Annotated in this window: 26 protein-coding genes and 1 other RNA gene; 16 read left to right on the forward strand and 11 right to left on the reverse strand. The window is 62.3% G+C overall.

Going from position 1 to position 25074, the window contains the following annotated elements; genetic code table 11:
• Nucleotides 1-51 precede the first annotated feature (51 nt).
• The gene (locus tag AC3ISR_RS27045) at nt 52-1419 is read left to right on the forward strand and encodes a CYTH domain-containing protein (RefSeq protein WP_192297910.1); all 1368 of its coding nucleotides are present in this window, start codon (nt 52-54) and stop codon (nt 1417-1419) included.
• A gap of 114 nt (nt 1420-1533) precedes the next feature.
• On the opposite strand, the gene AC3ISR_RS27050 is transcribed toward AC3ISR_RS27045, so the two are convergent.
• On the reverse strand, nt 1534-2004 hold the full coding sequence (locus AC3ISR_RS27050; protein ID WP_192297911.1) for an Lrp/AsnC family transcriptional regulator: 471 nt from the start codon (nt 2002-2004) through the stop codon (nt 1534-1536).
• Between the two features lie 126 nt (nt 2005-2130).
• Here AC3ISR_RS27050 and AC3ISR_RS27055 point away from each other — a divergent pair, with 126 nt between their 5' ends.
• The 7 genes from AC3ISR_RS27055 (at nt 2131) to AC3ISR_RS27085 (ending at nt 8212) form a co-directional block, all read left to right on the forward strand.
• Nucleotides 2131-2469: a hypothetical protein gene (locus AC3ISR_RS27055; RefSeq protein WP_463983661.1), complete on the forward strand. Its 339-nt coding sequence runs from the start codon at nt 2131-2133 to the stop codon at nt 2467-2469.
• 83 nt (nt 2470-2552) lie between these two features.
• A complete protein-coding gene (locus AC3ISR_RS27060) occupies nt 2553-4232 on the forward strand; it encodes a GspE/PulE family protein (protein ID WP_463983662.1) in 1680 nt (559 codons plus the stop codon).
• A 66-nt stretch (nt 4233-4298) separates the two neighbouring features.
• Nucleotides 4299-5219, forward strand: coding sequence for an SPFH domain-containing protein (locus AC3ISR_RS27065; RefSeq protein ID WP_010207363.1), 921 nt, complete (start codon nt 4299-4301; stop codon nt 5217-5219).
• A gap of 10 nt (nt 5220-5229) precedes the next feature.
• Complete coding sequence (locus AC3ISR_RS27070) at nt 5230-5676, forward strand: NfeD family protein (RefSeq protein WP_463983663.1); 447 nt, start codon at nt 5230-5232, stop codon at nt 5674-5676.
• A gap of 69 nt (nt 5677-5745) precedes the next feature.
• The gene (locus tag AC3ISR_RS27075) at nt 5746-6060 is read left to right on the forward strand and encodes a DUF2388 domain-containing protein (protein ID WP_003176799.1); all 315 of its coding nucleotides are present in this window, start codon (nt 5746-5748) and stop codon (nt 6058-6060) included.
• A gap of 190 nt (nt 6061-6250) precedes the next feature.
• Entirely contained in the window at nt 6251-6916 is a 666-nt protein-coding gene (locus AC3ISR_RS27080) for an outer membrane protein (RefSeq protein WP_192297915.1), read from the forward strand.
• A gap of 156 nt (nt 6917-7072) precedes the next feature.
• On the forward strand, nt 7073-8212 hold the full coding sequence (locus AC3ISR_RS27085; protein ID WP_192297916.1) for a DegT/DnrJ/EryC1/StrS family aminotransferase: 1140 nt from the start codon (nt 7073-7075) through the stop codon (nt 8210-8212).
• 51 nt (nt 8213-8263) lie between these two features.
• On the opposite strand, the gene gcvH is transcribed toward AC3ISR_RS27085, so the two are convergent.
• The 9 genes from gcvH to AC3ISR_RS27130 all read right to left on the reverse strand — a co-directional run bounded on the left by gcvH (nt 8264) and on the right by AC3ISR_RS27130 (nt 17676).
• Nucleotides 8264-8647 (reverse strand): glycine cleavage system protein GcvH, encoded by a 384-nt coding sequence (gcvH, locus tag AC3ISR_RS27090; protein WP_463983664.1) that lies wholly within the window; start codon nt 8645-8647, stop codon nt 8264-8266.
• 53 nt (nt 8648-8700) lie between these two features.
• Entirely contained in the window at nt 8701-9783 is a 1083-nt protein-coding gene (gcvT, locus tag AC3ISR_RS27095; protein WP_192297918.1) for a glycine cleavage system aminomethyltransferase GcvT, read from the reverse strand.
• Between the two features lie 156 nt (nt 9784-9939).
• Nucleotides 9940-11556, reverse strand: coding sequence for an ABC transporter permease (locus tag AC3ISR_RS27100; protein WP_463983665.1), 1617 nt, complete (start codon nt 11554-11556; stop codon nt 9940-9942).
• A gap of 164 nt (nt 11557-11720) precedes the next feature.
• Nucleotides 11721-12725, reverse strand: a complete 1005-nt coding sequence (locus AC3ISR_RS27105; protein WP_017739066.1) for an extracellular solute-binding protein — start codon at nt 12723-12725, stop codon at nt 11721-11723.
• A 161-nt stretch (nt 12726-12886) separates the two neighbouring features.
• Nucleotides 12887-14104, reverse strand: a complete 1218-nt coding sequence (locus AC3ISR_RS27110) for a 2-octaprenyl-3-methyl-6-methoxy-1,4-benzoquinol hydroxylase (RefSeq protein WP_226454824.1) — start codon at nt 14102-14104, stop codon at nt 12887-12889.
• Nucleotides 14105-14113: 9 nt separating this feature from the next.
• Nucleotides 14114-14599, reverse strand: a complete 486-nt coding sequence (locus tag AC3ISR_RS27115) for a DUF4442 domain-containing protein (RefSeq protein WP_192297921.1) — start codon at nt 14597-14599, stop codon at nt 14114-14116.
• On the reverse strand, nt 14592-15779 hold the full coding sequence (ubiH, locus tag AC3ISR_RS27120) for a 2-octaprenyl-6-methoxyphenyl hydroxylase (RefSeq protein WP_192297922.1): 1188 nt from the start codon (nt 15777-15779) through the stop codon (nt 14592-14594). The genes AC3ISR_RS27115 and ubiH overlap by 8 nt, the downstream gene beginning before the upstream one ends.
• Complete coding sequence (pepP, locus tag AC3ISR_RS27125) at nt 15776-17098, reverse strand: Xaa-Pro aminopeptidase (RefSeq protein ID WP_192297923.1); 1323 nt, start codon at nt 17096-17098, stop codon at nt 15776-15778. Before pepP ends, ubiH begins: the two co-directional genes overlap by 4 nt.
• Before the next feature lie 20 nt (nt 17099-17118).
• A complete protein-coding gene (locus tag AC3ISR_RS27130) occupies nt 17119-17676 on the reverse strand; it encodes a YecA/YgfB family protein (RefSeq protein ID WP_058426458.1) in 558 nt (185 codons plus the stop codon).
• Nucleotides 17677-17814: 138 nt separating this feature from the next.
• Here AC3ISR_RS27130 and AC3ISR_RS27135 point away from each other — a divergent pair, with 138 nt between their 5' ends.
• The 4 genes from AC3ISR_RS27135 (at nt 17815) to AC3ISR_RS27150 (ending at nt 19219) form a co-directional block, all read left to right on the forward strand.
• Nucleotides 17815-18024 carry a TIGR02449 family protein gene (locus tag AC3ISR_RS27135; RefSeq protein ID WP_003177365.1) on the forward strand — a complete coding sequence of 70 codons (210 nt, stop codon included), beginning with the start codon at nt 17815-17817 and terminating at the stop codon, nt 18022-18024.
• Nucleotides 18021-18338 (forward strand): cell division protein ZapA, encoded by a 318-nt coding sequence (locus AC3ISR_RS27140; RefSeq protein WP_159937738.1) that lies wholly within the window; start codon nt 18021-18023, stop codon nt 18336-18338. Before AC3ISR_RS27135 ends, AC3ISR_RS27140 begins: the two co-directional genes overlap by 4 nt.
• A 30-nt stretch (nt 18339-18368) precedes the next feature.
• Nucleotides 18369-18547: non-coding RNA, 6S RNA (ssrS, locus tag AC3ISR_RS27145), on the forward strand.
• 57 nt (nt 18548-18604) lie between these two features.
• Nucleotides 18605-19219, forward strand: a complete 615-nt coding sequence (locus tag AC3ISR_RS27150; RefSeq protein ID WP_463983666.1) for a 5-formyltetrahydrofolate cyclo-ligase — start codon at nt 18605-18607, stop codon at nt 19217-19219.
• A gap of 24 nt (nt 19220-19243) precedes the next feature.
• On the opposite strand, the gene AC3ISR_RS27155 is transcribed toward AC3ISR_RS27150, so the two are convergent.
• Nucleotides 19244-19393, reverse strand: coding sequence for a hypothetical protein (locus tag AC3ISR_RS27155; protein WP_092355790.1), 150 nt, complete (start codon nt 19391-19393; stop codon nt 19244-19246).
• A gap of 194 nt (nt 19394-19587) precedes the next feature.
• Between AC3ISR_RS27155 and AC3ISR_RS27160 the strand changes: the two genes are divergently transcribed.
• From AC3ISR_RS27160 to AC3ISR_RS27175, 4 genes are all read left to right on the forward strand, one after another.
• The gene (locus AC3ISR_RS27160) at nt 19588-20037 is read left to right on the forward strand and encodes an EVE domain-containing protein (protein ID WP_192297925.1); all 450 of its coding nucleotides are present in this window, start codon (nt 19588-19590) and stop codon (nt 20035-20037) included.
• Nucleotides 20038-20178: 141 nt separating this feature from the next.
• On the forward strand, nt 20179-21144 hold the full coding sequence (locus AC3ISR_RS27165) for an HlyD family secretion protein (protein ID WP_192297926.1): 966 nt from the start codon (nt 20179-20181) through the stop codon (nt 21142-21144).
• Nucleotides 21141-23858, forward strand: a complete 2718-nt coding sequence (rbbA, locus tag AC3ISR_RS27170; protein WP_463983667.1) for a ribosome-associated ATPase/putative transporter RbbA — start codon at nt 21141-21143, stop codon at nt 23856-23858. The genes AC3ISR_RS27165 and rbbA overlap by 4 nt, the downstream gene beginning before the upstream one ends.
• A complete protein-coding gene (locus AC3ISR_RS27175) occupies nt 23858-24976 on the forward strand; it encodes an ABC transporter permease (RefSeq protein WP_463983668.1) in 1119 nt (372 codons plus the stop codon). The genes rbbA and AC3ISR_RS27175 overlap by 1 nt, the downstream gene beginning before the upstream one ends.
• Nucleotides 24977-25074: the final 98 nt, after the last annotated feature.

Here is a 25074-nt window from a genome sequence, read left to right on the forward strand (position 1 = left end):
TGGCAGCCACTCTTTTCCCCGGCTGCGCTCCCGATCCTGGATTTTCCGGCCATGCAGAAAGAAACCGAAATCAAGCTCCGCGTCAGCCGCGAAACACTCGCCGCGCTGCGTGAGCACCCGCTACTGAAAAAACGCAACAAAAGTGGCTGGGAACGCCGTGAGTTGATGAACCAGTATTTCGACACCCCCGAGCGCGACCTGGCCCAGGCCAAAGTCGCCCTGCGCCTGCGCAAGGACGGTGACGAGATCATCCAGACCCTCAAGACCCGCGGTCAGAGCATCGCCGGCTTGTCGGAACGCAACGAGTACAACTGGGACCTGCCCAAAGCCAAGCTCGACGTGAAAAAGCTCGACGGTGAATGCTGGCCCGAGCAACTGGCCGAACTGGACAAAAAGACCCTCAAGCCGATCTTCACCACCGACTTCGTGCGTGAACGCGCCGAAATCGCCTGGGGCCGTGGCAAGGCCAAAGTAGTCATCGAAGCCGCACTCGACCTGGGCCACGTGGTGGTCGGCAAGCAGAAAGAAGAAATCTGCGAGCTGGAACTGGAACTGCGCGAAGGTGAACCGGCCGCCCTGCTGGAACTGGCCGCCGAACTGGCCGCGACCCTGGCGTTGATGCCGTGTGACATCAGCAAGGCCGAACGCGGCTACCGTCTGTATGACGCCAGCAGCTACTCCCTGAGCCTGCCCGCGCCGCAGATCCACGCCGAAATGCCTCTGGACGATGCCTTCGCCGCGATCATGTGGCACCTGCTCGGCAGCAGCCAGCGCCTGGCCGAGCAATACCGTTTCAATGGCCACTGGCGCCTGCTGCAAGACTGGGTCGACAACCTCGGCGAAATGCGCGCCCTGGTCGGCAGCCTCGGCCAGGCCGCACCGCGTCAATCCACCAGCGAACTGCGCAGTGCACTGGACGCCCTGCTGGAAGACTGGCGCCCACTGGTGCAAGCCGGTGATGACGACGAAGACATCCGCAAGGCCGCGCCGGAGCAATTCGCCGAGGAACTGGAGGACGTGCGCTGGGGCCTGTTCTCACTCAACGCCTCCCGCTGGCTGCTGGCCCGCACCTGGACCGCCGACCGCAACGTGCGCGGCAACCGCCAGGGCGCGGCGCAAATCACCAACTGGCTGCCGCGCCTGCTGGCCGACGACGCCGTCGCCCTGCAACTGCCGCGCTACCAGCAACAGCCGGAAGACCTGGCCGAGCAACTGCCGCGCATCGAACGCATCCAGGCCTGGCTGCACCATGCGCGTCAGGTGGTGGACATCCCGGAACTGGACCGCCTGTACGGGGAGCTGAACAAGTTGGCGCAACTGGCCAACCAGCCGATCACCGATGAGTCGCTGGATGCGCGGATGCATCAGGCGATTGCGGTGTATCAGAACCGGGCGTGGAAGACTCTGCTGCGTCTGTAATCCAAATGTGAGAGCAGGCTTGTGTGGGAGCGGGCTTGCTCGCGAAAGCGGTGGGTCAGTTAGCTGATTTCTGACTGGCACACCGCATTCGCGAGCAAGCCCGCTCCCACAGGGTCAGCGCAACACTGGCAGGCTGGTAGTGGACTTGATCTGCGAAAGCGCCACGATCGAATTGACCTCCTGAATCCCCGGCACCATCGACAGCTTCTCAAAGAAAAACCGCTCGTACGCCTCAATATCCGCCGTCACGATGCGCAACAGAAAATCCACCGCCCCCATCAGCACATAACACTCCAGCACTTCCGGAAACCCGCGAATCGCGTCGGTAAATTCGGTGAAGTTGGAGCGACCGTGGGCGTTGAGTTTGACCTCGGCGAAAATCTGCGTGTTGAGGCCGATTTTCTTGCGGTCCAGCAAGGTCACCTGGGCGCGGATCACGCCCTCTTCCTTGAGTCGCTGGATACGCCGCCAACACGGCGATTGGGACAGGCCGACCTGCTCGGCAATCTGCGCGCTGGAAAGCGAGGCGTCCTCTTGAAGCAGGGCCAGGATGCGGCGGTCGTAGGCGTCCAGCTCGCTGTGCATATAAATACCTTCTATGGCGCTTATCTTGAATTGTATGATTCGATTATTCGCAAATCATGCCCATTTTAGATAAGAAATCTCCGCTGGCGAATGTAAAAATTTCTCCCATCACTTGTGGAGATGTCCATGCACGCCGTCGAAACCACCCAACCTGTCACCCGCGTCGATGCGTGGGCCGTCAACAGCAGCCATTGCCAGGCGCATTACCAGATCGTCGCCGAAGCGGAGCCGGACGTGCTGTGCCGGGTACTCAACTATTTCGCGCTGCAATTTTTGACGCCGCAACAGGTGACGATGAGCCGCGAGCAGGACCTGCTGACCCTCGACATCGTGATGGATGGCCTGAGCTGGCACCGCGCCCAGGTGATCGGTGAAAAGATTCGAAACCTGATCAGCGTGTGTTCACTGGAACTGTGGCCGGCCGATTCCGCGCGGCCTGGCGCGGTAATGGCGAGTGCTCAGTAAAAACCTGCAATACACCTCGCCACTGAGCGGTTCAAGGGCTGACTAGCCTGGGATGACACCCCAAGCCACCCAGGAACACCTTGATGTCCGTTGATCAGCGATTGGAATTGCAGCAGTTATTGCCGGCCTTGATCACCGCCGGGTTGGTGACCGCCGAAGTGGCGAAACGCCTGCTGGCACTGCCGGTCTGCCCTACCCAACACCCCCTCGAATGCATCGCCGCCCAGGGCGTCCCTCTGGAAACCCTCACTCAGTGGCTAGCCGAACAGGCCGGGCAAGCGTATTGGCGCATCGATCCGCTGAGCATCGACGTGGCGAAGGTAGTGCCCTTGATGTCCCACGCCTTCGCCCAGCGCCACACCATTCTCGCGGTGGCCGTGGACGCGCAGACCGTTACCATCGCCAGCGCCCAGCCCTACGTGACCCGCTGGGAGGCCGGCCTGGCGCAGGTGCTCAAACGCACGATCAAGCGCGTGGTCGCCAACCCCGAGGACATCCGCCGCTGTATCGGTGAGTTTTATCGCCTGGCCACGTCCATCAGCGGTGCCGACCAAAAGCTCGCTGCGCCAGGCAACGCCGATCTGCTCAACCTCGGCGCCAGCGACCAGGAGCCGGACGCCAATGACGCGCATATCGTCAATATCGTCGATTGGCTGTTGCAGTACGCCTTCGGCCAGCGCGCCAGTGACATCCATATCGAACCCTGCCGTGAGCAAGGCCGCGTGCGCTTTCGCATCGACGGCCTGCTGCACGACGTGTATCAGTTTCCACCCCAGGTCACGATGGCGGTGGTCAGCCGCCTCAAAAGCCTGGGGCGAATGAACGTGGCGGAAAAACGCAAACCCCAGGACGGCCGGGTCAAGACCAAAAGCCCGGCGGGGGCCGAGGTCGAGCTGCGCCTCTCGACCTTGCCGACGGCGTTTGGCGAGAAACTGGTACTGCGGATTTTCGACCCGCAGGTGCTGCTCAAGGGCTTTGATCAACTGGGCTTGTCAGGTGACGACCAGCAGCGCTGGCACGCCATGACACGCCAGACCAACGGCATCATCCTCGTCACCGGCCCGACCGGATCAGGCAAGACCAGCACGCTGTACACCACGCTCAGGCAACTGGCGACACGGGAGATCAACCTGTGCACGGTGGAAGACCCCATCGAGATTGTCGAACCGGCCTTCAACCAGATGCAGGTACAACACAACATCGACCTGAGCTTCGCCAGCGGCATCCGCGCGCTGCTGCGCCAGGACCCGGACATCATCATGATCGGCGAGATCCGCGACCAGGAAACCGCCGAAATGGCGATCCAGGCCGCATTGACCGGGCACCTCGTGCTGTCGACCCTGCATACCAACGACGCGCCCAGCGCGGTCAGTCGTTTGCAGGAGTTGGGCATTGCTCATTATTTGATCAAGGCTACCCTTATAGGAGTGATGGCCCAGCGCTTGGTGCGACTGTTATGCCCGCACTGCAAGCGTGCGATGGGTGATGCCTACGAGGCCATTGGCTGCGCGCAATGCCGAAACAGTGGTTACCGGGGGCGTGCCGGGGTCTACGAAATCATGGTGCTCAATGATGACCTCAGGGCGCTGATCACGCCCGGTGCCGACGTACAGGCCTTGCGTCAACGTGCAATTGCCCAAGGCATGAGTAGCTTGCGCAAGGCCGCCACGGACAAGGTCGCCGCCGGCCTGACGACGATGGCCGAAGCGTTGCGGGTGACGCCTGGGGATTCAGAAACAAATCCGTTGATTGTTGCCGTGTGAAACCGTTCTTAACGGTGACAACACCGTTACAATCCGCTCACTGAAAACATCGGATAGGGAATCGCTATGCAGATCGGAACCGTACTGCTTCTTTTCGTGGGATTGGCCATCGCCATCCTGTTCATGGGCTTCAAGGTCGTCCCCCAGGGCTACCAATGGACGGTCGAGCGTTTCGGCCGTTACACCAACACCCTCAAGCCCGGCCTGAACATCATCATCCCGGTCATGGACCGCATCGGTCGCAAGATCAACGTGATGGAAAGCGTGCTGGACATCCCGCCCCAGGAAGTCATCACCGCCGACAACGCCACCGTGCAGATCGACGCCGTGTGCTTCTTCCAGGTGGTCAACACCGCGCAGGCGGCCTATGAGGTGAACAACCTCGAACACGCCATCCGCAACCTGCTGCAGACCAACATCCGTACCGTGCTCGGCTCCATGGAGCTGGATGCCATGCTCAGCCAGCGTGACGGCATCAACGAAAAACTGCTGAAAACCGTGGACGAAGCCACCGCGCCGTGGGGCATCAAGATCACCCGGATCGAGATCAAGGACATCAGCCCGCCCGCCGACCTGATGGCTGCCATGTCGGGCCAGATGAAAGCCGAGCGGATCAAGCGCGCACAAATCCTCGAAGCCGAAGGCCTGCGGGCGTCGGCGATCCTGACCGCCGAAGGCAAGAAGCAGGCGCAGATCCTGGAGGCCGAAGGTAGCCGCCAGGCCGCGTTCCTGGAGTCCGAGGCCCGTGAACGTCAGGCCGAAGCCGAAGCCCGCGCTACCCAGGTGGTGTCGGAAGCGATCGCGTCGGGCAACGTGCAGGCGGTCAACTACTTCGTCGCGCAAAAATACATCGACGCACTGGGCAAGCTGGCCTCCGCCAACAACAGCAAGGTCATCCTGATGCCGCTGGAAGCCAGCCAGGTGATCGGAGCGGTCGGCGGTATCGGCGAGATCGTCAAGGCTACATTCGACAACAAGAAAGGCTGAGGCCAGCGCCATGTGGGATTTCCTGCAGCATCTGTCGTTCTGGGATTGGCTGGCACTGGGTACGGTGCTGCTGATTCTCGAGGTTTTCGGCGCTGGCGGTTACCTGTTGTGGATGGGTATCGCCGCGGCTGCCGTGGGCGTGATCAAGTTCCTGGTGCCGCCCCTGGGGCTGGAGTGGCAGCTCCTGTTGTTTGCGCTGCTGTCCATACTGACAGCGGTGTTTTGGTGGAAGCGCCAGCGCAGCAGTGCCAAGGTGAGCGACCAACCCGGGCTCAACGAGCGCGGCTCGGAGCTGATCGGTCACACCTTCATGGTGCACCAGGCGATTGTGGATGGACGAGGCAAGATAAAAGTCGGCGATGGCGTGTGGATGGTGACCGGCCCGGACAGCCCTGTGGGCGCTCAAGTCCGGGTGGTTGGTCAGGACGGCGTGGTGTTGAGGGTTGAAACTGTTTAGTCAGTGAGGGAACTCGGTTGGACTAACTACAATCATAAAGAACAGATAACCCACCCGGAGTCACCCATCATGCGTCTCAAATATGCTGTCGCAACCCTTGCTGTGCTTTCCCTCCCTGTCGGTTCAGCCATGGCCGACAGTTTCTGGCGCAATGTCATCTCGTCGGGCGCCACTACCGGCTCGACGTACCTGACATTCAAAGACCACAAACTGGTGGTCGCTGCTCAAGACGATGCAGGCAGCTTTGTCGCCAGCGACGGTGGCATCCGTGGCCCATACCTGGAAGCCGCGATGCAGAAAGTCCGCGCCGACAACCCTGGCCTACAGGCCACGGACATGGAGTTGGCCAACGCCATCCTTGCGAAAAACGCAGTTACCGAGTGATTCGTGCTCGATAAAAAATGCCGCTGTTAACCAGCGGCATTTTTTTGTCTTCCATTCCTACAGTCAATCTCGCCGGGGCACTACACAAGCACTCCTGCTTTCACAGCCCAATACAGCAAAGTCCTGTCGAGCCTCATCCGGGTGGGGAACAAGCTAAGGATTCCTTTTTAGATAAAGCGAATCACTGCCCATGCACAAGATTGCCTATGCACTGCTACTGTCTGCATTTTCCACCAGCTACGCCCAGGCAGAAAGCTGGTACGGATCAGTCAAATTCAACAGCGCTCGCCAGAACCTCGCCAGTTCGCTGCTCACCAGCCCTCGCGTGACAGAACGGGTGGACGCCCCGGACAGCAGCAAGTCTGTCGTGGCCTCGTTCGCCGCGGGCTATGCCTTCGACAGTGGCTGGCGTCTGGAAGGGGAATACACGATGCCGAACAACTCGACATTCAAGTCCTACTGGGCCCCCTTTAATGCCAACGTCAACAGCCTGCATGTCCAGAGCCAACGCTTGATGCTCAATGGCTACAAAGACATCTCGATCAACCCATGGTTGTCGTTCTACGGGATGGCCGGGGTGGGCGTCGCACGCGTTGAAGCCGAAGGCTATCAAACCAATGTGACCCGTCGTTTCGCCAATAACCGCCAGCATAACTTCGCCTACAGCCTAGGCATGGGGCTGGAAGCCAAGGTCACTGACCAGATCACACTGGGCACTGGTTACCGTTACATCGCAATGGGCGATGTTGAAACCGGCTACAACACCTTTGCGAACCGTGTGAACGCCCGGGATGAACAACTCAAAGGCAAGCTCAAGGAGCAGAATGTGTTTCTGGAAGCCCGCTACTCTTTTTGAAGCCTGCACAGAATGCCGCTTTTGAAGCGGCATTTTTAACCCGACGGTGACGATTCATTCACGCAGGACAGGCTATATTCAGTCGGACCGTGCAACTATGCCGGCACTGACCGATTCTTTACTCATCACCCCTTTGAAACGGATGCCTTCGTCGTCATGAGCCAACAGCCCTTTCTGCCGTTCTCCAAACCCATCATCGATGAAGCCACCATCTCGGCGGTTGGCGATGTACTGCGCTCGGGCTGGATCACCAGCGGGCCGAAAGTGCAGGCGTTCGAAGCACAGCTGTCGGAATATTTTGGCGGCCGGCCGGTGCGCACATTCAACTCGGGCACCTGCACCATGGAGATCGCGCTGCGCATCGCCGGGATCGGCGCGGGCGATGAAGTCATCACCACGCCAATCTCATGGGTCGCCACCGCCAACGTAATTCTGGAAGTGGGCGCCACGCCGGTATTTGCCGACATCGACCCGGTTACCCGCAACCTCGACCTGGCCCAGGTAGAAGCCGCGATCACGCCACGTACCAAGGCAATCATCCCGGTGTACCTGGCCGGCCTGCCCCTGGACATGCCGATGCTTTACGCACTGGCCAACAAGTACAACCTGCGCGTCATCGAAGATGCCGCCCAGGCCCTGGGCTCCAGCTGGGATGGCGAGCGCATCGGCGCCACTGGTGACTTCGTATCGTTCAGCTTCCAGGCGAATAAGAATGTCACCTGTTCCGAAGGTGGCTGCCTGGTATTGAACAATGCCGACGAAGCCCGCCTGGCAGAGAAGTATCGCCTGCAAGGCGTAACACGCACCGGTTTCGACGGCCTGGACGTGGACGTACTCGGCGGCAAGTTCAACATGACCGACATCGCCGCTACCATCGGCCTGGGCCAGTTTGCCCACATCGAAGAGATCACTGCCCACCGCCAGAACCTGGCGCGGCACTACTTCAAATGCTTCGGCAGCGACTTCGAAGAGAAATACGGTGCACAGCTGCCGCCGGCGGATTTTGAGAACAGCAACTGGCACCTGTTCCAACTGGTGCTGCCGGAACGCCAGGACGGCCTGCCCGCTCGCGCCACCTTCATGGAGCAGATGCAGGCCCGCGGCGTCGGCATCGGCTATCACTACCCGCCTATCCACCTGTTGAGCCTTTATCGGGCACAGGGGTTCAAGGAAGGCATGTTCCCGGTCGCGGAAAAGGTGGGGCGTTTGATCGTGTCGTTGCCGATGTTCACGGCGATGACGCAAGCGGATGTGGAGCGGTCGGTGGAGGCGGTAAAAGCCGTACTCAAACCCTGAGTAAACGCCAATCTGGGAGGGGCTTGCCCCCTCCCAGCTTTTTACCCGTGCTTACTCGCCGATGGCGGCTTTGTAGCCGGCAGCATCCAGCAGTTTTTCCAGGTCAGCCGGGTTGCTTGGCTTGAGCTTGAAAATCCAGGCGCCGTACGGGTCGGAGTTCAACAGCTCGGGGCTCCCGCTCAGTTCCTCGTTGATGGCAATCACTTCGCCAGCAACGGGCGCATAAATATCCGAAGCCGCCTTCACCGACTCAACCACACCGGCCTGGCCTTCAGCCTCGAACTGCGCGCCGACTTCCGCCAGCTCAACAAACACCACATCACCCAACGCTTCCTGGGCATGGTCGGAGATACCGACGGTCACAGTGCCGTCAGCTTCCAGACGGGCCCATTCATGACTCTCGGCAAAACGCAGGTCGGCCGGGATATTGCTCATAGTCTGTGTCCTCAAGAAGTAGTGTCAGCGGCCTTTGGCCTGCCGGAAATAGGTTAGATCAAGGTTTTACCATGGCGCACGAAGGTCGGCTTGACCACTCGAACCGGATACCACTTGCCGCGGATTTCCACTTCGGCACGATCAGCTGTCGCCGTCGGTACACGTGCCAGGGCAATGGATTTGCTCAGCGTAGGAGAGAAACTACCACTGGTGATCTCCCCTTCGCCAACATTGGCGATACGAACTACTTGGTGAGCGCGTAAAACACCTCGTTCTTCCAGCACCAACCCGACCAATTTGAATTGCACACCGGCCGCCAACTCGGCCTCCAGCGCGGTACGGCCGATGAAATTGCGCTCGGCCGGTTCCCAGGCAATGCTCCAGGCCATGTTGGCCGCAAGCGGCGAAACATCCTGGTGAATATCCTGGCCATACAGGTTCATGCCCGCTTCAAGGCGCAAGGTATCGCGGGCGCCGAGGCCAATGGGAGAAATGCCCGCGCCCACCAGGTCGTTGAAAAAGCCCGGGGCCTGTTCGGCGGGCAGCACGATTTCCAAACCGTCCTCGCCGGTATAACCGGTGCGTGCGATAAACCAGTCGCCATCGGCCAGGCCTTCAAACGGCTTGAGCTGATGAATCAGGGCGCCGCGGGACTGGGTGACCAACTCGGCGATCTTCTGCCGGGCATGGGGGCCCTGAATGGCGAGCATGGCCAACTCGGACCGCTCGTGCAGTTGCACCCCATAGTCACCCCGTTGCGCCTGCATCCAGGCGATGTCCTGGTCGCGGGTTGCGGCGTTGACCACCAGCCGGTAGCCGCTCTCGGTGCGGTAGACGATCATGTCGTCCACCACGCCGCCCTTTTCGTTGAGCATGGCGCTGTACAACGCACGGCCGCAGCCATGCAAGCGCTCGACATCATTGGCCAGCAGGTGCTGCAGCCATTCCTTGGCCTGGGGGCCGGTGACATCGATCACGGTCATATGAGATACATCGAACACCCCGCAGTCGCGTCGCACCTGATGGTGTTCTTCGACTTGCGAACCATAGTGCAGAGGCATATCCCAACCGCCAAAATCGACCATTTTCGCGCCGAGGGCGAGATGCAGGTCATACAGAGGCGTACGCTGTCCCATGGGTTTCTCCTTCCGGGCTTGGCGAAGGTGCGCAGCGTTGCCGTACGTGCTGAACGCCTTGATTTACAAGGCCGGCAACCACCTACAGCAACCCGGCCAGAAAGGCGGAGCGCACCGAATGCCGCGCATTGTAGCTGCAAGCCGTAGGACTGGCACCTAGCCGATTTGCCGAGCAGAGCGCCGGATCAGCCCGATCACCGGCAACAGGCCGACCAACACCAGCGTCAGGGCCGGCAATGACGCCCGCGCCCACTCGCCTTCGCTGGTCATTTCAAAGATCCGAACGGCCAGAGTGTCCCAGCCGAACGGACGCATCAGCAGGGTCGCGGGCATTTCCTTGAGCACATCGACGAACACCAGCAACGCTGCACTCAACGTCCCCGGTAGCAGCAACGGCAGATACACTTTGCAAAACAGTCGTGGCCCGCTCACGCCAAGACTGCGCGCCGCTTCCGGCAACGAGGGTCGGATTCGCGCCAGGCTGTTTTCCAGCGGCCCGTAGGCGACCGCCAAAAAGCGCACCAGATACGCCAGCACCAGCGCCGACAGGCTGCCCAGCAGCAACGGCTTGCCCGCACCGCCCAGCCAGCCCGACAGCGGCACCACCAGCTCACGGTCCAGGTAGCTGAACGCCAACATGATCGACACCGCCAGCACCGAGCCCGGCAAGGCGTAGCCGACGTTGGCCAGGCTGATGCCGGAGCGAATCGCCCGGGTAGGCGCCAGCCGGTTGGCGAACGCCAGCACCAGCGCCACACTGACGGTTATCAACGCAGCGATACCGCCCAGGTAGAGCGTATGCACGATCAGGCCCGAATAACGCTCATCCCAGTCGAAGCGACCGCGCTGCCAGAACCAGGCGACCAGTTGCAGCATCGGGATGACAAACGCGCAGGCAAACACCAACCCACACCAACTGCTGGCTGCCGCCGCCTTGAGCCCACGCAGGTGATACAGCGCCTTGCCCCGTGGCCGCTCGTTGCTCGGCCGGCTGGCGCCCCGGGCACGGCGCTCGCCGTACAGCACCAACATCACCACCAACAGCAACAGGCTGGCCAGTTGCGCCGCACTCGAAAGGCTGAAAAAACCGTACCAGGTCTTGTAGATGGCGGTGGTAAAGGTATCGAAGTTGAACACCGAGACCGCGCCGAAATCCGCCAGCGTTTCCATCAGCGCCAACGCCACGCCGGCACCAATCGCCGGCCGCGCCATGGGCAACGCCACGCGCCAGAACGCTTGCCACGGTGACTGCCCCAACACCCGCGCCGCTTCCATCAGGCCCTTGCCCTGGGCGAGGAACGCGGTGCGCGCCAGTAGATAGACATAGGGATAGAACACCAGCACCAATACGGTGATCACGCCGCTGGTGGAACGCACGCGTGGCAGGCGCAGGCCGGTGCCGAACCACTCGCGCAGCAGGGTTTGCACCGGCCCGGAAAAATCCAGCAGGCCGACAAACACAAACGCCAGTACATAGGCCGGAATGGCGAAGGGCAGCATCAGCGCCCAATCCAGCCAGCGCCGCCCGGGGAATTCGCACAGGCTGGTCAGCCAGGCCAGGCTGACCCCAAGCAGGGTCACACCGACGCCGACGCCCAGCACCAGAGTCAGGGTGTTGCCCAGCAGGCGCGCCATCTGGGTTTCCCAGAGGTGGGACCAGATCTGCACATCGATACTCTGCCACGACAGCAACAGCACGCTCAGCGGCAGCAGCACCAGGGCGGCGACGGTGAAAACCGGCAGGTACCAGCGGCGTTGGGCGGGGTGGGCCAAGGAAAAGCTCTCGGAATAATGAAGAATTTGAAGTCGCCGCTAACCAATGTGGGAGCTGGCTTGCCTGCGATAGCATCACCTCGGTATCACTGATACACCGAGGTGATGCTATCGCAGGCAAGCCAGCTCCCACATTCAGGACTGCGGTGCCTGGCAGATTGTACTTAGTTCCAGCCAGCGCGATCCATCAGGCGGATCGCCTCGGCCTGACGCTTGCCCGCCACTTCCACCGGCAAGGTGTCCGCCACGAACTTGCCCCAGGTCGCCACTTCCGCCGACGGCGGCACTGCCGGGTTGGCCGGGAATTCCTGGTTCACGTCGGCGAAGATCTTCTGCGCCTCAGGCGTGGTCATCCACTCGACCAAGGCCTTGGCGGCTTCCGGGTGCGGCGCGTGCTTGGTCAGGCCGATGCCCGACAGGTTCACATGCACGCCACGGTCGCCCTGGTTCGGCCAGAACAGCTTCACCGCCAGCTTCGGGTTCTGCTTGTGCAGGCGCCCGTAGTAATAGGTGTTGACGATGCCCACGTCGCATTGCCCGGCGTTGATCGCTTCGAGTACGGCGATGTCATCGGAGAACACGTCGGTGGACAGGTTGTTGACCCAACCCTTGACGATTTCTTCGGTCTTGGCCGCGCCATGGGTTTCGATCAGGGTGGCGGTCAGCGACTGGTTGTAGACCTTCTTCGCGGTGCGCAGGCACAGGCGGCCTTCCCACTGCTTGTCGGCCAGGGCTTCGTAGGTAGTCAGGTCACCCGGTTTCACCCGGTCAGTGGAATAGGCGATGGTACGGGCACGCAGGCTCAGGCCAGTCCAGGCGTGGTTGGAGGAGCGATACTGCAGGGGGATGTTCTTGTCGATCACCGGCGAGGTGAACGGTTGCAGGATGCCCATTTGCTCGGCCTGCCAGAGGTTGCCGGCATCGACGGTCAGCAGCAGGTCGGCGGTGGCGTTTTCGCCCTCGGCCTTGATGCGCTGCATCAGCGGGGCTTCCTTGTCGGTGATGAACTTCACCTGCACACCGGTCTTCTGGGTGTAGGCGTCGAACACCGGCTTGATCAGTTCGTCGATGCGCGAGGAGTAGACCACCACTTCGTCGGCTGCCTGCACGGTGGTGCTGCCGATCAGGGTGAGTGCCAGGGCAGTCAGGAGGCGCTTGGGTGCCAACATGGGTGCGGTCTCTCATTTGCAAAAAGAGCGCAAATGATAAGGACTCACATTTGCCGGCGCTTGCTGGAGGCGTTACCAGATGTTGCATGAGTAGGATTTATAGTGGAGCTGATGGCCTCTTCGCAGGCAAGCCAGCTCCCACAGGGGACCGCGTTTCAAGCTCAGGGCTTTGCCAAATCAGGCAGATCGCCAGTCAGGCCCAAGGCTTGGCGCACGAACACCGCCTTGGCTTCGGGCATCTGGTCGACCATCTTCAGCCCGGCATTGCGCAACCAGCGCAGCGGCAGTTGGTCGGCCTGGAACAACCGCTCGAAGCCCTCCATCGCGGCCATCAACGCCAGGTTGTGCGGCATGCGTCGGCGCTCGTAGCGGCTCAGCACTTTTACATCCGCCAGGCGTTCGCCGCGCTCGGTGGCGGACAACAGCACTTCGGCCAGCGTCGCCGCATCGAGAAAGCCCAGGTTCACGCCCTGCCCCGCCAACGGGTGAATCACGTGGGCTGCGTCGCCGATCAACGCCAGGCCTTCGGCCACGTAGCGTTTGGCGTGGCGCTGGCGCAGCGGCACGCAGACACGCGGGTCGGCGCTGATCACCGTGCCCAGGCGGCCTTCAAAGGCGCGCTCCAATTCACGGCAGAAGCCTTCATCGTCCAGTGCCATCAGGCGCTCGGACTCCGCCGGCGTGGTCGACCAGACGATCGAACACCAGTCCTCCTGTCCATCGCGAACCAGGGGCAAAAACGCCAGCGGCCCGGTGTCGGTGAAACGTTGCCACGCCGTGCGCTGGTGCGGTTGGCTGCTGCGCACGCTGGTGACGATGGCGTTATGCAGGTAATCCCATTCGCGGGTCGCGGTGCCGGTCAGGCGGCGCACGGCGGAGTTGGCGCCGTCGGCCGCCACCACCAGCGGCGCGCGCAACTTGCGACCATCGGCCAGGGTCAGCAGCCAGTCATCGCCGGAGCGGCGCATCTGTTCCAGGCGCGCATTGGCCAGCAGGCCCAGGTCGCAGTCGTGCAGGCGCTCAAGCAAGGCATCCTGGACCACACGGTTTTCGACGATATGCCCAAGCACCTCGGCATGCACGCTGGCCGCCGAGAAGTGGATCTGCCCGGTGCCGCTGCCGTCCCACACCTGCATCTCGCCGTAAGGGCTGGCGCGGCGCTCGACGATGCCGTCCCACACGCCCAGGCGCTCGAGGATGCGTTGGCTGGCGGCCGACAAGGCGCTCACGCGGGGTTCGAACGCCGCGTCGTGAGCGAACGGCTTGACGCTCAGCGGGCTGCCGTCGAGCAGCAACACCTGCAAGCCACTGCCCTGCAACGCCAGCGCCAGGGCGCTTCCGACCATTCCGGCCCCGACAATCAGCACATCTGCGCGCATGTCCATGGTTTAAGCCTGTCTCGCTGGCGGCTTGCGCCGCACGTAAAGGGTTTTGTCGACGCGCGCCACCAGGGTGCCGGCGCCGTCATGAATCTGTACCTTGAGGTGAGGCAAGTACTTCTCGCCACCCTCGGTCTGCCGGCGGATTTCATCGAGCAACGTATCGTCGATGGAAAACTCGGCAAACACCGGGCCTTTGCCCGGCGAGATGAAATCGATACTCGCGGCCTTGTCCCAGACGATGTAGTCGCGGCCCAGGTTCTCCATGAGCATCAACATGTAGAAGGGATCGACCATCGAATACAGGCTGCCGCCGAACTGCGTGCCGACATAGTTGCGGTTGTACCAGCCCAGGCCCATGCGCACTTTGACGTGGCGAAAGTCGGCGCTCATCTGCTGCACGCTGACGCCCGCCCCCAGGTACGGCGGGTACAGGGTCATGATCCAGCGCAACAAGCGCGCCTTGCCCAGGAGCTCAATCAACCACTTACGCATCGGGACGCGTGCCCAGGCCCATGGCCTGACGGGCGAACCAGCGTTTGGCCGGCGGTAGCAGGTCGAGACCGAGCAGGCCCATGTTGCGGCCCAGGGCGACCAGCGGCTGGGCGCTGCCAAACAGGCGCGTGACCTGGTCGGAGAAGCCCACAGTAAGTTTCTGGTCCAGGCGCTGGCGCTCGCGGTAGCCTTGCAACGTCGCCAGGTCGCCCGGCACCTCAGGCCCGGCCAGCAAGGCTTCGGCCAAGGCATGGGCATCCCGCAGGGACAGGTTGAAGCCCTGGCCGGCAATCGGGTGCAGGCTGTGGGCGGCGTTGCCGAGGATCGCCAGGTGGGAGCGCACTTGTTCCTCGGCTTCCACCAGGGTCAACGGATACAGGTGACGTGCGCCAACTTGCTTGAGGGTGCCCAGGCGGTAGCCGAACACGCCCTGCAATTCACTGAGGAAGCTGCGCTCATCGAGGTTCGCCAGGCGCTGGGCGTCCATGCCGATGCGCGTCCACACCAGCGCGCAACGGTTGTCCGGCAGCGGCAGCAAGGCCATCGGGCCTTCATCGGTGAAACGCTCGAAGGCTTCGCCGTTGTGGGCTTCGCTCGGGGTGATGTTGGCGATCAGCGCGCTCTGGTTGTACGGCCGGGTTTTCACGCCGATGCCCAGTTGCTCGCGCAGGCCGGAACGGCCGCCGTCGGCCAGCACGGCGAGGTCGCATTCCAGCACGGTTTCATCGTTGAGGGTCAGGCGATAGCCGTCGGGCAGTGGTTCCATGCGCGTGACTTCAGCCGGGCAGCGCCAGCTGACCACGTCTTTATCCAAACCTTGCCACAGGCATTGGCCGAGCCAGGCGTTTTCGACGACGTAACCCAGGGCTGGCACGCCCTCTTCCATGGCAGACAGGCGCGCCGTGGAAAAACGCCCCCGGTCCGACACGTGAATCTGCTTGATCGGCTCGGCGCGACGGGAAATGTCCTGCCACAGGCCCAGGCGCTGATAAATCTGCCGGGCGCCGTAGGACAACGCCGACGAGCGCGCATCGTAGCTCGGCTGGTAGCTGTCGCCCGGTGCGAACGGCTCGATCATCACGATCTTCCAGCCACGCGCCTTGGCCCCGGCCTGCAACGCCAGGGCCAGACTGGCGCCCACCAGGCCACCGCCGATGATCGCGAGGTTGACCCGGCTCATCGGGCAGCCGCCATCAGCGCTTCGATCTCGGCGACGGTCTTGGGCACGCCGCCGGTCAGGATTTCACAGCCTTGCTTGGTCACTACCACGTCGTCCTCGATGCGCACGCCAATGCCACGCCATTTCTTTGCCACATTCTGGTTGTCCGGCGAGATGTAGATCCCCGGCTCCACGGTCAATGCCATGCCCACCTCCAGCACGCGCCATTCACCGCCCACCTTGTACTCGCCCACATCATGCACATCCATGCCCAGCCAGTGGCCGGCGCGGTGCATGTAGAAGGCTTTGTAGGCTTCGCTGGCGATCAACTCGTCGACGTCGCCCTGCAACAAGCCCAGCTTGACCAGCCCGGCGGTGATGACTTGCACCGTCGCCTCGTGGGCCTGGTTCCAATGTTTGTTGGGGGCGATCTGGGCAAAGGCGGCTTCCTGGGAGGCCAGCACAATCTCGTAGACCGCCTTTTGCTCAGGCGAAAACCTGCCGTTGACCGGCCAGGTGCGGGTGATGTCGCTGGCGTAGCAGTCGATCTCGCAACCGGCGTCGATCAGCACCAGATCGCCGTCCTTGAGCACGGCGTCATTCTGCTGGTAATGCAGGATGCAGCTGTTGCGCCCGGCGGCGACGATGGAGCCATAGGCCGGCATCTTTGCGCCGCCCTTGCGGAATTCGTAGTCCAGTTCGGCTTCCAGGCTGAACTCGTGCAAACCGGCGCGGCTGGCCTGCATCGCCCGTACGTGGGCCGCGCAGGAAATCCGTGCCGCCTCGCGCATCACCTTCACTTCCGCCGCCGATTTATACAGGCGCATGTCGTGGAGCAGATGATCCAGCGCAACAAATTCGTTCGGCGGCTGGGCGCCGAGGTGCGCTTTAGAGCGGATCACGTTGATCCACTCCATCAGGTGGCGGTCGAATTCGGCATTGCTGCCCATGGCCGAATACACCCGGTCGCGGCCTTCGATCAGGCCGGGCAGGATGTCGTCGATGTCGGTGATGGGGAACGCGTCGTCGGCGCCAAAGTCGCGGATCGCGCCTTCGGTGCCGGCGCGCAGGCCGTCCCACAATTCGCGTTCGGCGTTGCGTTCGCGGCAGAACAGCACGTACTCGCCATGCAGGCGACCGGGCATCAGCACGATCACCGCCTGGGGTTCGGGGAAACCGCTCAGGTACTGGAAGTCGCTGTCCTGGCGGTAGACATGCTCGACATCACGGTTGCGGATCGCCACGGCGGCGGCCGGCAGGATCGCGATGCTGTTGGGTTCCATCTGCGCCATGAGCGCCTTGCGACGCCGGGTGTATTCCGCTCTGGGGATATGAATCATGGGCAGATGGGCTTCCTTGCTTAGTGCAGCGACGGCTTGGGTGCGGCAGGTTCTGCGGACTTCTTGGTCTCGGTGAACAGCAGCAGCGGCGCGACGCGCAGGTACTCCATGACTTCCATGTAGTCGCCTTCGCCGTCTTCGGACTCTTCCAGGGCGTCTTGTACCTGGGAGATGGCCGCAAGGTCCTGCAACACTTCCTTGGCGTCGGTGCTCAGTTCCAGGCCGCCGGCGTTCACGCCGAAACCGTGGAGGAAGCCCTGGCACCATTGGCCCAGTGCGGCGGCGCGTTCGGTGAGCGGTGCGTCGTCGGTCGGCAGCAGCAGGACCACGGTGACGTCGTCACCGGTCAGCTCGCCCTTGACCATTTCCTGCAGGCCGATCAGCGCGTTGCGCACGTTGTCGGTCGGCTCGGTCTCCAGCAGTTCGGCCACATCGGCCAGCCAGTTGTCGGCATCAAAGCCTACGCCGGTGCAGCTGCGGCCCAGCAACACGCCGTGCAATTCGGCAGGCGAGCATGGGTGACCGCTGGCGCTCAGCAGTTTGGAAAAAGCATCGTACGGGGAGTTCTGAATGGGCATGGTGAGCTAGGCGCCAGACGGCGCAATGTCTAGAATGAAGCGCTGTATCCTAGCACCGGCAGACGTACCAAGACTATCAAGGGCGTCAGATCGTTTATCCTGCAGTTGCCATTCATCAGACAAATCCAGTGGAACCCAATGGAAGACACCGACCTGCAAGCGCTGATGGCCAGACTCGAGTTGCTAATTGATCGGGTCGAGCAACTAAAGAGTCAAAACGGACTCCTACTAGCTCAGGAAAAAACCTGGCGCGAGGAACGCGCTCACCTCATTGAAAAAAACGAAATCGCCCGGCGTAAGGTCGAATCGATGATTTCGCGCCTGAAGGCCCTGGAGCAAGACTCATGAGTTCAAGCAATAGCGTCACCGTGCAGATCCTGGATAAAGAATATTCGATCATCTGTCCCCAGGAAGAGCGCAACAACCTGGTGAGCGCCGCCCGCTACCTGGATGGCAAGATGCGTGAAATCCGCAGCAGCGGCAAAGTCATCGGCGCCGACCGTATCGCCGTGATGGCCGCGCTGAACATCACTCACGATCTGCTGCACAAGCAGGAGCGCCCTGACGTGCAGGCCAGCGGCTCGACGCGCGAGCAGGTGCGCGACCTGCTGGAACGTGTGGATCTGGTGCTGTCCAGCGATTCAGACACACCCAAGGGCTGATTGCCGCGACTGTTTAAGGTATACTCGCCCCACTCCCTGGCGTGTTTGCCAGTCGGCGATGTCCCTGAGCCGATTCGCACTACCCTGGAAGTTGCACGTTGGGCTGGTGTGCATGTCCGCTAGACGGAAAGCCTTAAAGCCTACTGCTTCTTCCACCTTGAACTTTCGGGTTCAAGGGCTAAGTCGACAGCGGCTCTGTCGGGGAGCCTGAATTCCCAAACTCAATGCCAGTCTTCGGACTGGCATTGTTTTATGAGCCGAAAACCATGACCGAACCTGCGCCGCTTTCCCGTCCGCAACTTCGACGCATGTTGCGCAAGGCCCGCCGCGAGCTCAGCCCGAGCCAGCAGCGCAAGGCCGCCCACGGCCTCTATCGGCAACTGGCACAGCAGCAGCTGTTTCGCCGGGCCAAACACATTTCCCTGTATCTACCGACGGACGGCGAAATCGACCCGCGCCTGTTGCTGCGTGCCGCCCAGCGCCGGGGCAAGGCCACTTACCTGCCGGTGCTCAGCGCGTGGCCACGCACCAAGATGGTGTTCCAGCGCGTGCGGCCTGGGGAAAAGTTAAGGCCCAATCGCTTCCGCATCCTTGAGCCACGGGTCAACATCGGCCAACAGCGCAAGGTCTGGGCGCTGGACCTGGTGTTGTTGCCGTTGGTCGGTTTCGATGAGGCGGGTGGCCGCCTGGGCATGGGCGGCGGCTTCTACGACCGCAGCCTCGCTTACCTCGCGCGCCGCCAGAGCTGGCGCAAGCCGACGTTGCTGGGCCTGGCCCATGAATGCCAGAAGGTCGAGAAGTTGACGCAGGCGAGCTGGGATGTGCCATTGGCTGGCACCGTCACGGATAGGCAGTGGTATATCGCGCAGACGCCGCAGTAAAAAAAGCGGCGTCTGGAAGAAGGGTCAACGCTTGAACGGTTGCGGCTGTTGCTGAGTCAATTCAACGGGAGCATCGGTCTTGTTCGACCACAAGCTTTGGGCATACCCGGTGGTCACGACGCCCAGACCAAACAAAATAACCAAAATCCATAGTAAATCCGGCTTACGTTGCATCGATTGCCCCCCTTCAGGCACCTCGTACACGATGACAACAACGTTCCTCAGGAGTCCGTTGCGGCGCTGTCAAGCTTAAAAGCGGGCATTCTGCGGTAACGTGAACCAACACGCAAACCTTGACGCCAACCGACTGTCGGTTTGTCATGCAATTGCCCGACAACTTGCCCAATCCCATTTTGAGGAGCGCAAAAATGGCCTACTGGCTGATGAAATCCGAGCCTGATGAACTCTCCATCAAGGGCCTGGAAAAGCTCGGCGAAGCTCGCTGGGATGGGGTCCGCAACTACCAGGCGCGCAATTTTCTGCGCGCCATGGCCGAGGGCGACGAGTTTTTCTTCTACCATTCCAGCTGCCCGGAGCCAGGGATTGCCGGCATCGGAAAAATCATCAAGGCAGCCTACCCGGACCCCACAGCCCTGGAGCCGCAAAGCCACTACTTCGACGCCAAGGCCACCCCGGACAAAAATCCGTGGAGCGCGATCGACGTCGCCCACGTCAAGACATTCCCCAAAGTGCTGGGCCTGGGCTACCTGAAGCAGCAAACCGCCCTCGCCGAGTTGCCGCTGGTGCAAAAAGGCAGCCGACTGTCGGTGATGCCGGTGACCGCCGAACAATGGGCGGCGGTGCTCGCCCTGGGTTAAACACCCAGAACCCGGCAGTCACGCGCCAGACGCATGCATCTGCACGCCGGGCGGGTTAGGCTTGTGCTTCATTTGACCGGAATCAACCGCCCCTGGGCGCCATCCGGTCAAACTAGGATGCTAATGCCGCAGGAAGCCGCCATGTCGACGAATCACCACACCTCCCGTCTTTTCGCCATCGCACTCATCGCCCTGTTGCTGGGTGCCGGCGGCTTCGGCTATTGGCGCTCCCTCCAGGACCGCCTTCCCGAAGGCTTGAGCATGGGCAACGGGCGCCTGGAATCCACCGAAGTGCAGATCGCCGCCAAGATCCCCGGGCGCCTGGCCGAGGTGCGCGTGGACGAAGGCGACAAGGTGCTCAAAGGCCAACTGCTCGCACGCATGGACACCCGCACCCTCGAGGCCCAACGCGCCCAGGCCGAGGCCGAAGTGCTGCGCGCCAAGGAAAACTTCGCCGCCGCCGAGGCCAATGTGCAACTGCGCCAAAGCGAACAGTTGCTGGCCAACCAGGAACTCAAGCGTACCCAGGAGCTGTACAAGCGCGGCTTCGCCAGCAGCCAACTGATCGACCAGCAGCAAGCCCGGCAGAACACCGGCAACGCGGCGGTGATCGCCGCGCAAGCCCAGGTCAACTCGGTGAAGGCCGCCATCGGTGCGGCCCAGGCCCAAGTCGCCCAGCTCAACAGCGAGATCGACGACAGCAGCCTGCGCGCGCCCATCGACGGGATCATCCAACTGCGCCTGGCCGAGCCCGGCGAAGTGCTTGGCGCGGGCGGACGTGTGCTGCTGTTGATCGATCCGAATGACCAGTACATGAACCTCTACCTGCCCGCCTCCGTCACCGGTCGCCTGACCGTCGGCAGCGACGCGCGCATCCTGCTCGATGCCCTGCCCCAGCAACCGCTGCCGGCCAAGATCAGCTTTGTCGCCGCCAAATCCCAGTTCACGCCCAAGGAAGTGGAAACCCGCGACGAGCGCCAGAAACTGGTGTTCCGCGTCAAACTGCGCCTGACCCAACCCGACGCCGTGCCCCAAGCCAAACCGGGCATGCCCGGCGCCGGTTACGTGCGCACGGCAGACATCGCCTGGCCGGCCAACCTGCAATGACCGGCCTGGCGCTGCACGCCAGCGGGATCAGCCATCGCTACGGCAAACAACAGGCTTTGCTCGACATCGCCTTCAGCCTGCCCGCCGGAACGCGCTGCGGCTTGATCGGCCCGGACGGCGCAGGCAAGTCGAGCCTGCTGGGGTTGATCGCCGGGGTCAAAAAGCTCCAGGCAGGCCAACTGGAGGTGCTTGGCGGCTCGATCCAGGACCGGCGCCACCGCAACAGCCTCTACCCGCGCATCGCCTTCATGCCCCAAGGGCTGGGCGGCAACCTGTACCCCGAGCTGTCGATCAGCGAAAACATCCGTTTCTTCGCCACGCTGTTCGGCCTGTCCAGAGCCGACTGCGACCAGCGCATGCACAACCTGCTGCTGGCCACCGACCTCGCACGCTTCGCCGAACGCCCGGCGGGCAAGCTGTCCGGCGGGATGAAGCAGAAGCTCGGCCTGTGCTGCGCGCTGATCCACGACCCGGACCTGCTGATCCTCGACGAACCCACCACCGGCGTCGATCCGCTGTCGCGCCGACGCTTCTGGGAGCTGGTAGAAACCGTACGCAGCGAGCGCCCGCAGCTGACGTTGCTGGTGGCGACGGCCTACATGGAAGAAGCCGAACAATTCGAACATTGCCTGATGCTCGATCGCGGCAAACTGATCGCCGACGGCCTGAGCAGCGAACTGGCCGCCGCCACACCCAGTGGCAAACTGGATGAGGCCTTCACCCACTTCCAGGGCGACAGCGCCCACGACAACCAACCGCTGCTGATCCCACCCCGGGAAAGCGCCAACACCGACATCGCCATCGAAGCCCACGACTTGACCCTGCGTTTCGGTGATTTCACCGCAGTGAACAAGGTCAGCTTCGCCATCGGCCGTGGCGAGATTTTCGGCTTCCTCGGTTCCAACGGTTGCGGCAAGACCACCACCATGAAGGTGCTGACCGGGCTGATGCCGGCCACCGAAGGCAGCGCGAAATTGCTGGGCAACCCGGTGAATGCCAAGGACCTGGCCACCCGCAAGCGCGTGGGGTTCATGTCGCAGAGTTTCTCGCTGTATGGCGAACTCAGCGTGCGCCAGAACCTGGTACTGCACGCGCAGTTGTTCGACCTGAACCCGGCCGAGAGCGGGCCGCGGATCGACGAGTTGATCCAGCGTTTCGACCTCGGTGATGTCGCCGAGCAACCCTCCGGCGAACTGCCCCTGGGCCTGCGCCAGCGCCTGTCATTGGCGGTGGCGGTGCTGCATCGCCCGGAAGTGCTGATCCTCGACGAGCCGACCTCGGGCGTCGATCCGGCGGCACGGGATGACTTCTGGCGGCTGCTGATCGAGTTGTCCCGCGAACAGGGCGTGACCATCTTTCTGTCCACCCACTTTATGAACGAAGCCCAGCGCTGCGACCGCATTTCCTTGATGCACGCGGGCAAGGTGCTGGCCTGCGACACGCCGCACGCGCTGCAACAGCAGTTCCACGGCGACACCCTCGAAGCCGCCTTCGTCACCTGCCTGGAACAGGCCCAGGGCGAACCCGAACCGACTGCGCCCACCGCCACGGTCAGCGAAACCGCGGCGCCGCCGGTGAGCAAGCGCGGTTTCAGCCTGGCGCGCCTGTTGGCCGTGGCCAGCCGCGAAGGCAAGGAACTGCTGCGCGACAAGGTGCGCATGGCCTTCGCCCTGCTCGGCGCGATGTTCATGATGGTGATCTTCGGCTACGGCATTTCCCTGGATGTGGAAAACCTCGCATTCGCCGTCTATGACCAAGACCAGACCCCGCAGAGTCGCGCCTACCTGGAGGCGTTCCGCAGCTCGCGGTACTTCGAGGAGCAGCCGGCGATTCAGGATTCGGGTGAACTGCACCGACGCCTGCAACGCTCGGAAATCAAACTGGCCCTGGAGATCCCCCCCGGTTTTGGCCGCGACCTCTACGCCGGTCGCCAACCCACCGTGGCCGCCTGGCTCGACGGCGGCATGCCGTTTCGTGCGGAAACCAGCCGCAACTATGTAGAAGCCGTGCACCAGGCCAACCTCCAGCAACTGGGCGAACTGAGCAGCCGGCCACAAAACACCCCGGCAGCGGCCAAACTGGAAACGCGCTTTCGCTATAACCAGGACGTGGTCAGCGTAAACGCCATCGGCCCCGGCGTAATGGCGCTGATCCTGGCGTTTATTCCGGCGATGCTCACCGCCCTCGGCATCGTGCGTGAAAAGGAGCTGGGCTCGATCACCAACTTCTACGCCACGCCGCTCACACGCCTGGAGTTCCTGCTGGGCAAACAGGCGCCGTACCTGGCCGTCAGCCTGATCAACCTGGCGCTGCTGGTGGCGATGAACCGCTGGCTGTTCGGCGTGCCATTCAAGGGCAGCGGCCTGACGTTGGCGTTCGGCGGCCTGCTGTATGTGCTGGCCACCACCGGCATGGGCCTGCTGATTTCCGCGTTCACCCGCACCCAGATCGCCGCGATCCTCGGCACCATGATCATCACCAGCCTGCCGACCATCCAGTTTTCCGGGCTGATCGTGCCGCGTTCGTCCCTGGAAGGCGCCGCCGCGCTGATGGGCATGCTGTTTCCGGCGGGGCACTTCCTCGACATTGCGGTAGGCACCTTTACCAAGGCCCTGGACCTGCGCCAGCTGTGGCCGCAGTGCCTGGCGCTGTTCGGTTTTTTTGTCGGGTTCACCGGGTTGAGCCTGATCATGCTCAAGAAGCAGGAGGCCTGATGCACAAGTTCGCGCACATCCTGCGCCTGGGTCTGAAGGAACTCACCAGCCTGCGCCACGACAGCGTCTTGCTGCTGTTCCTGTTCTACGCCTTCACCGTAGCCATCTATATGCCCGCCGCCGGTTCGGTGATTGGCGTACACAACGCCAGTGTGGCGTTTGTCGACGAAGACCACAGCACGCTCTCGCGGCAGATGGCCGAAGCGCTGCAGCCACCCGAGTTTCAAGCGCCTGTGCCATTAGCCTATGACCAGTTGGACAAGGTCATGGACAGCGGCGCGTATACCTTCGTCATCAATGTGCCGGCGAATTTCCAGGCCGACCTGCTGGCCGGTCGCCAACCCGACGTGCAGGTGAATGTGGACGCCACGGCAATGAGCCAGGCGTTTATGGGCGCAGGCTACATCGGGCGGATTTTCCAGCGTGAGCTGCTGGCCTATAGCGGGCAGACCGCCGCCGCGAGCAACACGCCGGCCCTGCTGACCACCCGCGCGCTGTTCAACACCAACCTGGAAGGCGGCTGGTTTCTGGCGGTGATCCAGATCGTCAACAACATCACCATCCTCGCCGTCGTGCTCACCGGCACTGCGCTGCTGCGGGAACGCGAGCACGGCACCCTCGACCATTTGCTGGTGCTGCCACTGACCGCGCTGGAAATCATGCTGGCAAAAATCTGGAGCAATATGCTGGTGGTGGTGTTGTGCACCTGGGTGTCGCTGGAGGTGGTGGTCAAGGGTTTGCTCGGCGTACCGCTGGCGGGGTCGCTGGGGTTGTTCCTGTTTGTCACGGCGCTGTATCTGTTTGCCAGCACCGCACTAGGGATCTTTCTCGCCACACTGGCCCGTTCGACGCCGCAATTTGGCTTGCTGGCGATTCCGGTGATTATCCCGATGCTGTTGTTGTCCGGCGGCAGTACGCCGTTGGACAGCATGCCCGAGTGGTTGCAGTGGGTGATGCAGGCGTCGCCCTCGACGCATTTTGTGAGCCTGAGCGCGGCGATTCTGTTTCGGGATGCGGGGATCGGGGTGGTGTGGCCGGATTTGCTGGCGCTGGCGGGGATTGGGTTGGTGTTTTTTGCGGTGGCGTTGGGGCGGTTCAGGAAGAGTTTGGCGTCCTGAGGTGACTGTCAGGGCCTCTTCGCGAGCAAGCCCGCTCCCACATCCGACCGCATTCTCATGTTGAAACGCGGTCAACTGTGGGAGCGGGCTTGCTCGCG

Source organism: Pseudomonas sp. GL_117 (assembly GCF_057835125.1).

Excerpts from the sequence above, each read along its gene's own strand:
- AC3ISR_RS27045 (WP_192297910.1), top strand. The coding sequence starts at position 52 with ATGCAGAAAGAAACCGAAATCAAGCTCCGCGTCAGCCGCGAAACACTC.
- AC3ISR_RS27050 (WP_192297911.1), bottom strand. The coding sequence starts at position 2,004 with ATGCACAGCGAGCTGGACGCCTACGACCGCCGCATCCTGGCCCTGCTT.
- AC3ISR_RS27055 (WP_463983661.1), top strand. The coding sequence starts at position 2,131 with ATGCACGCCGTCGAAACCACCCAACCTGTCACCCGCGTCGATGCGTGG.
- AC3ISR_RS27060 (WP_463983662.1), top strand. The coding sequence starts at position 2,553 with ATGTCCGTTGATCAGCGATTGGAATTGCAGCAGTTATTGCCGGCCTTG.
- AC3ISR_RS27065 (WP_010207363.1), top strand. The coding sequence starts at position 4,299 with ATGCAGATCGGAACCGTACTGCTTCTTTTCGTGGGATTGGCCATCGCC.
- AC3ISR_RS27070 (WP_463983663.1), top strand. The coding sequence starts at position 5,230 with ATGTGGGATTTCCTGCAGCATCTGTCGTTCTGGGATTGGCTGGCACTG.
- AC3ISR_RS27075 (WP_003176799.1), top strand. The coding sequence starts at position 5,746 with ATGCGTCTCAAATATGCTGTCGCAACCCTTGCTGTGCTTTCCCTCCCT.
- AC3ISR_RS27080 (WP_192297915.1), top strand. The coding sequence starts at position 6,251 with ATGCACAAGATTGCCTATGCACTGCTACTGTCTGCATTTTCCACCAGC.
- AC3ISR_RS27085 (WP_192297916.1), top strand. The coding sequence starts at position 7,073 with ATGAGCCAACAGCCCTTTCTGCCGTTCTCCAAACCCATCATCGATGAA.
- gcvH (WP_463983664.1), bottom strand. The coding sequence starts at position 8,647 with ATGAGCAATATCCCGGCCGACCTGCGTTTTGCCGAGAGTCATGAATGG.
- gcvT (WP_192297918.1), bottom strand. The coding sequence starts at position 9,783 with ATGGGACAGCGTACGCCTCTGTATGACCTGCATCTCGCCCTCGGCGCG.
- AC3ISR_RS27105 (WP_017739066.1), bottom strand. The coding sequence starts at position 12,725 with ATGTTGGCACCCAAGCGCCTCCTGACTGCCCTGGCACTCACCCTGATC.
- AC3ISR_RS27110 (WP_226454824.1), bottom strand. The coding sequence starts at position 14,104 with ATGCGCGCAGATGTGCTGATTGTCGGGGCCGGAATGGTCGGAAGCGCC.
- AC3ISR_RS27115 (WP_192297921.1), bottom strand. The coding sequence starts at position 14,599 with ATGCGTAAGTGGTTGATTGAGCTCCTGGGCAAGGCGCGCTTGTTGCGC.
- ubiH (WP_192297922.1), bottom strand. The coding sequence starts at position 15,779 with ATGAGCCGGGTCAACCTCGCGATCATCGGCGGTGGCCTGGTGGGCGCC.
- pepP (WP_192297923.1), bottom strand. The coding sequence starts at position 17,098 with ATGATTCATATCCCCAGAGCGGAATACACCCGGCGTCGCAAGGCGCTC.
- AC3ISR_RS27130 (WP_058426458.1), bottom strand. The coding sequence starts at position 17,676 with ATGCCCATTCAGAACTCCCCGTACGATGCTTTTTCCAAACTGCTGAGC.
- AC3ISR_RS27135 (WP_003177365.1), top strand. The coding sequence starts at position 17,815 with ATGGAAGACACCGACCTGCAAGCGCTGATGGCCAGACTCGAGTTGCTA.
- AC3ISR_RS27140 (WP_159937738.1), top strand. The coding sequence starts at position 18,021 with ATGAGTTCAAGCAATAGCGTCACCGTGCAGATCCTGGATAAAGAATAT.
- AC3ISR_RS27150 (WP_463983666.1), top strand. The coding sequence starts at position 18,605 with ATGACCGAACCTGCGCCGCTTTCCCGTCCGCAACTTCGACGCATGTTG.
- AC3ISR_RS27155 (WP_092355790.1), bottom strand. The coding sequence starts at position 19,393 with ATGCAACGTAAGCCGGATTTACTATGGATTTTGGTTATTTTGTTTGGT.
- AC3ISR_RS27160 (WP_192297925.1), top strand. The coding sequence starts at position 19,588 with ATGGCCTACTGGCTGATGAAATCCGAGCCTGATGAACTCTCCATCAAG.
- AC3ISR_RS27165 (WP_192297926.1), top strand. The coding sequence starts at position 20,179 with ATGTCGACGAATCACCACACCTCCCGTCTTTTCGCCATCGCACTCATC.
- rbbA (WP_463983667.1), top strand. The coding sequence starts at position 21,141 with ATGACCGGCCTGGCGCTGCACGCCAGCGGGATCAGCCATCGCTACGGC.
- AC3ISR_RS27175 (WP_463983668.1), top strand. The coding sequence starts at position 23,858 with ATGCACAAGTTCGCGCACATCCTGCGCCTGGGTCTGAAGGAACTCACC.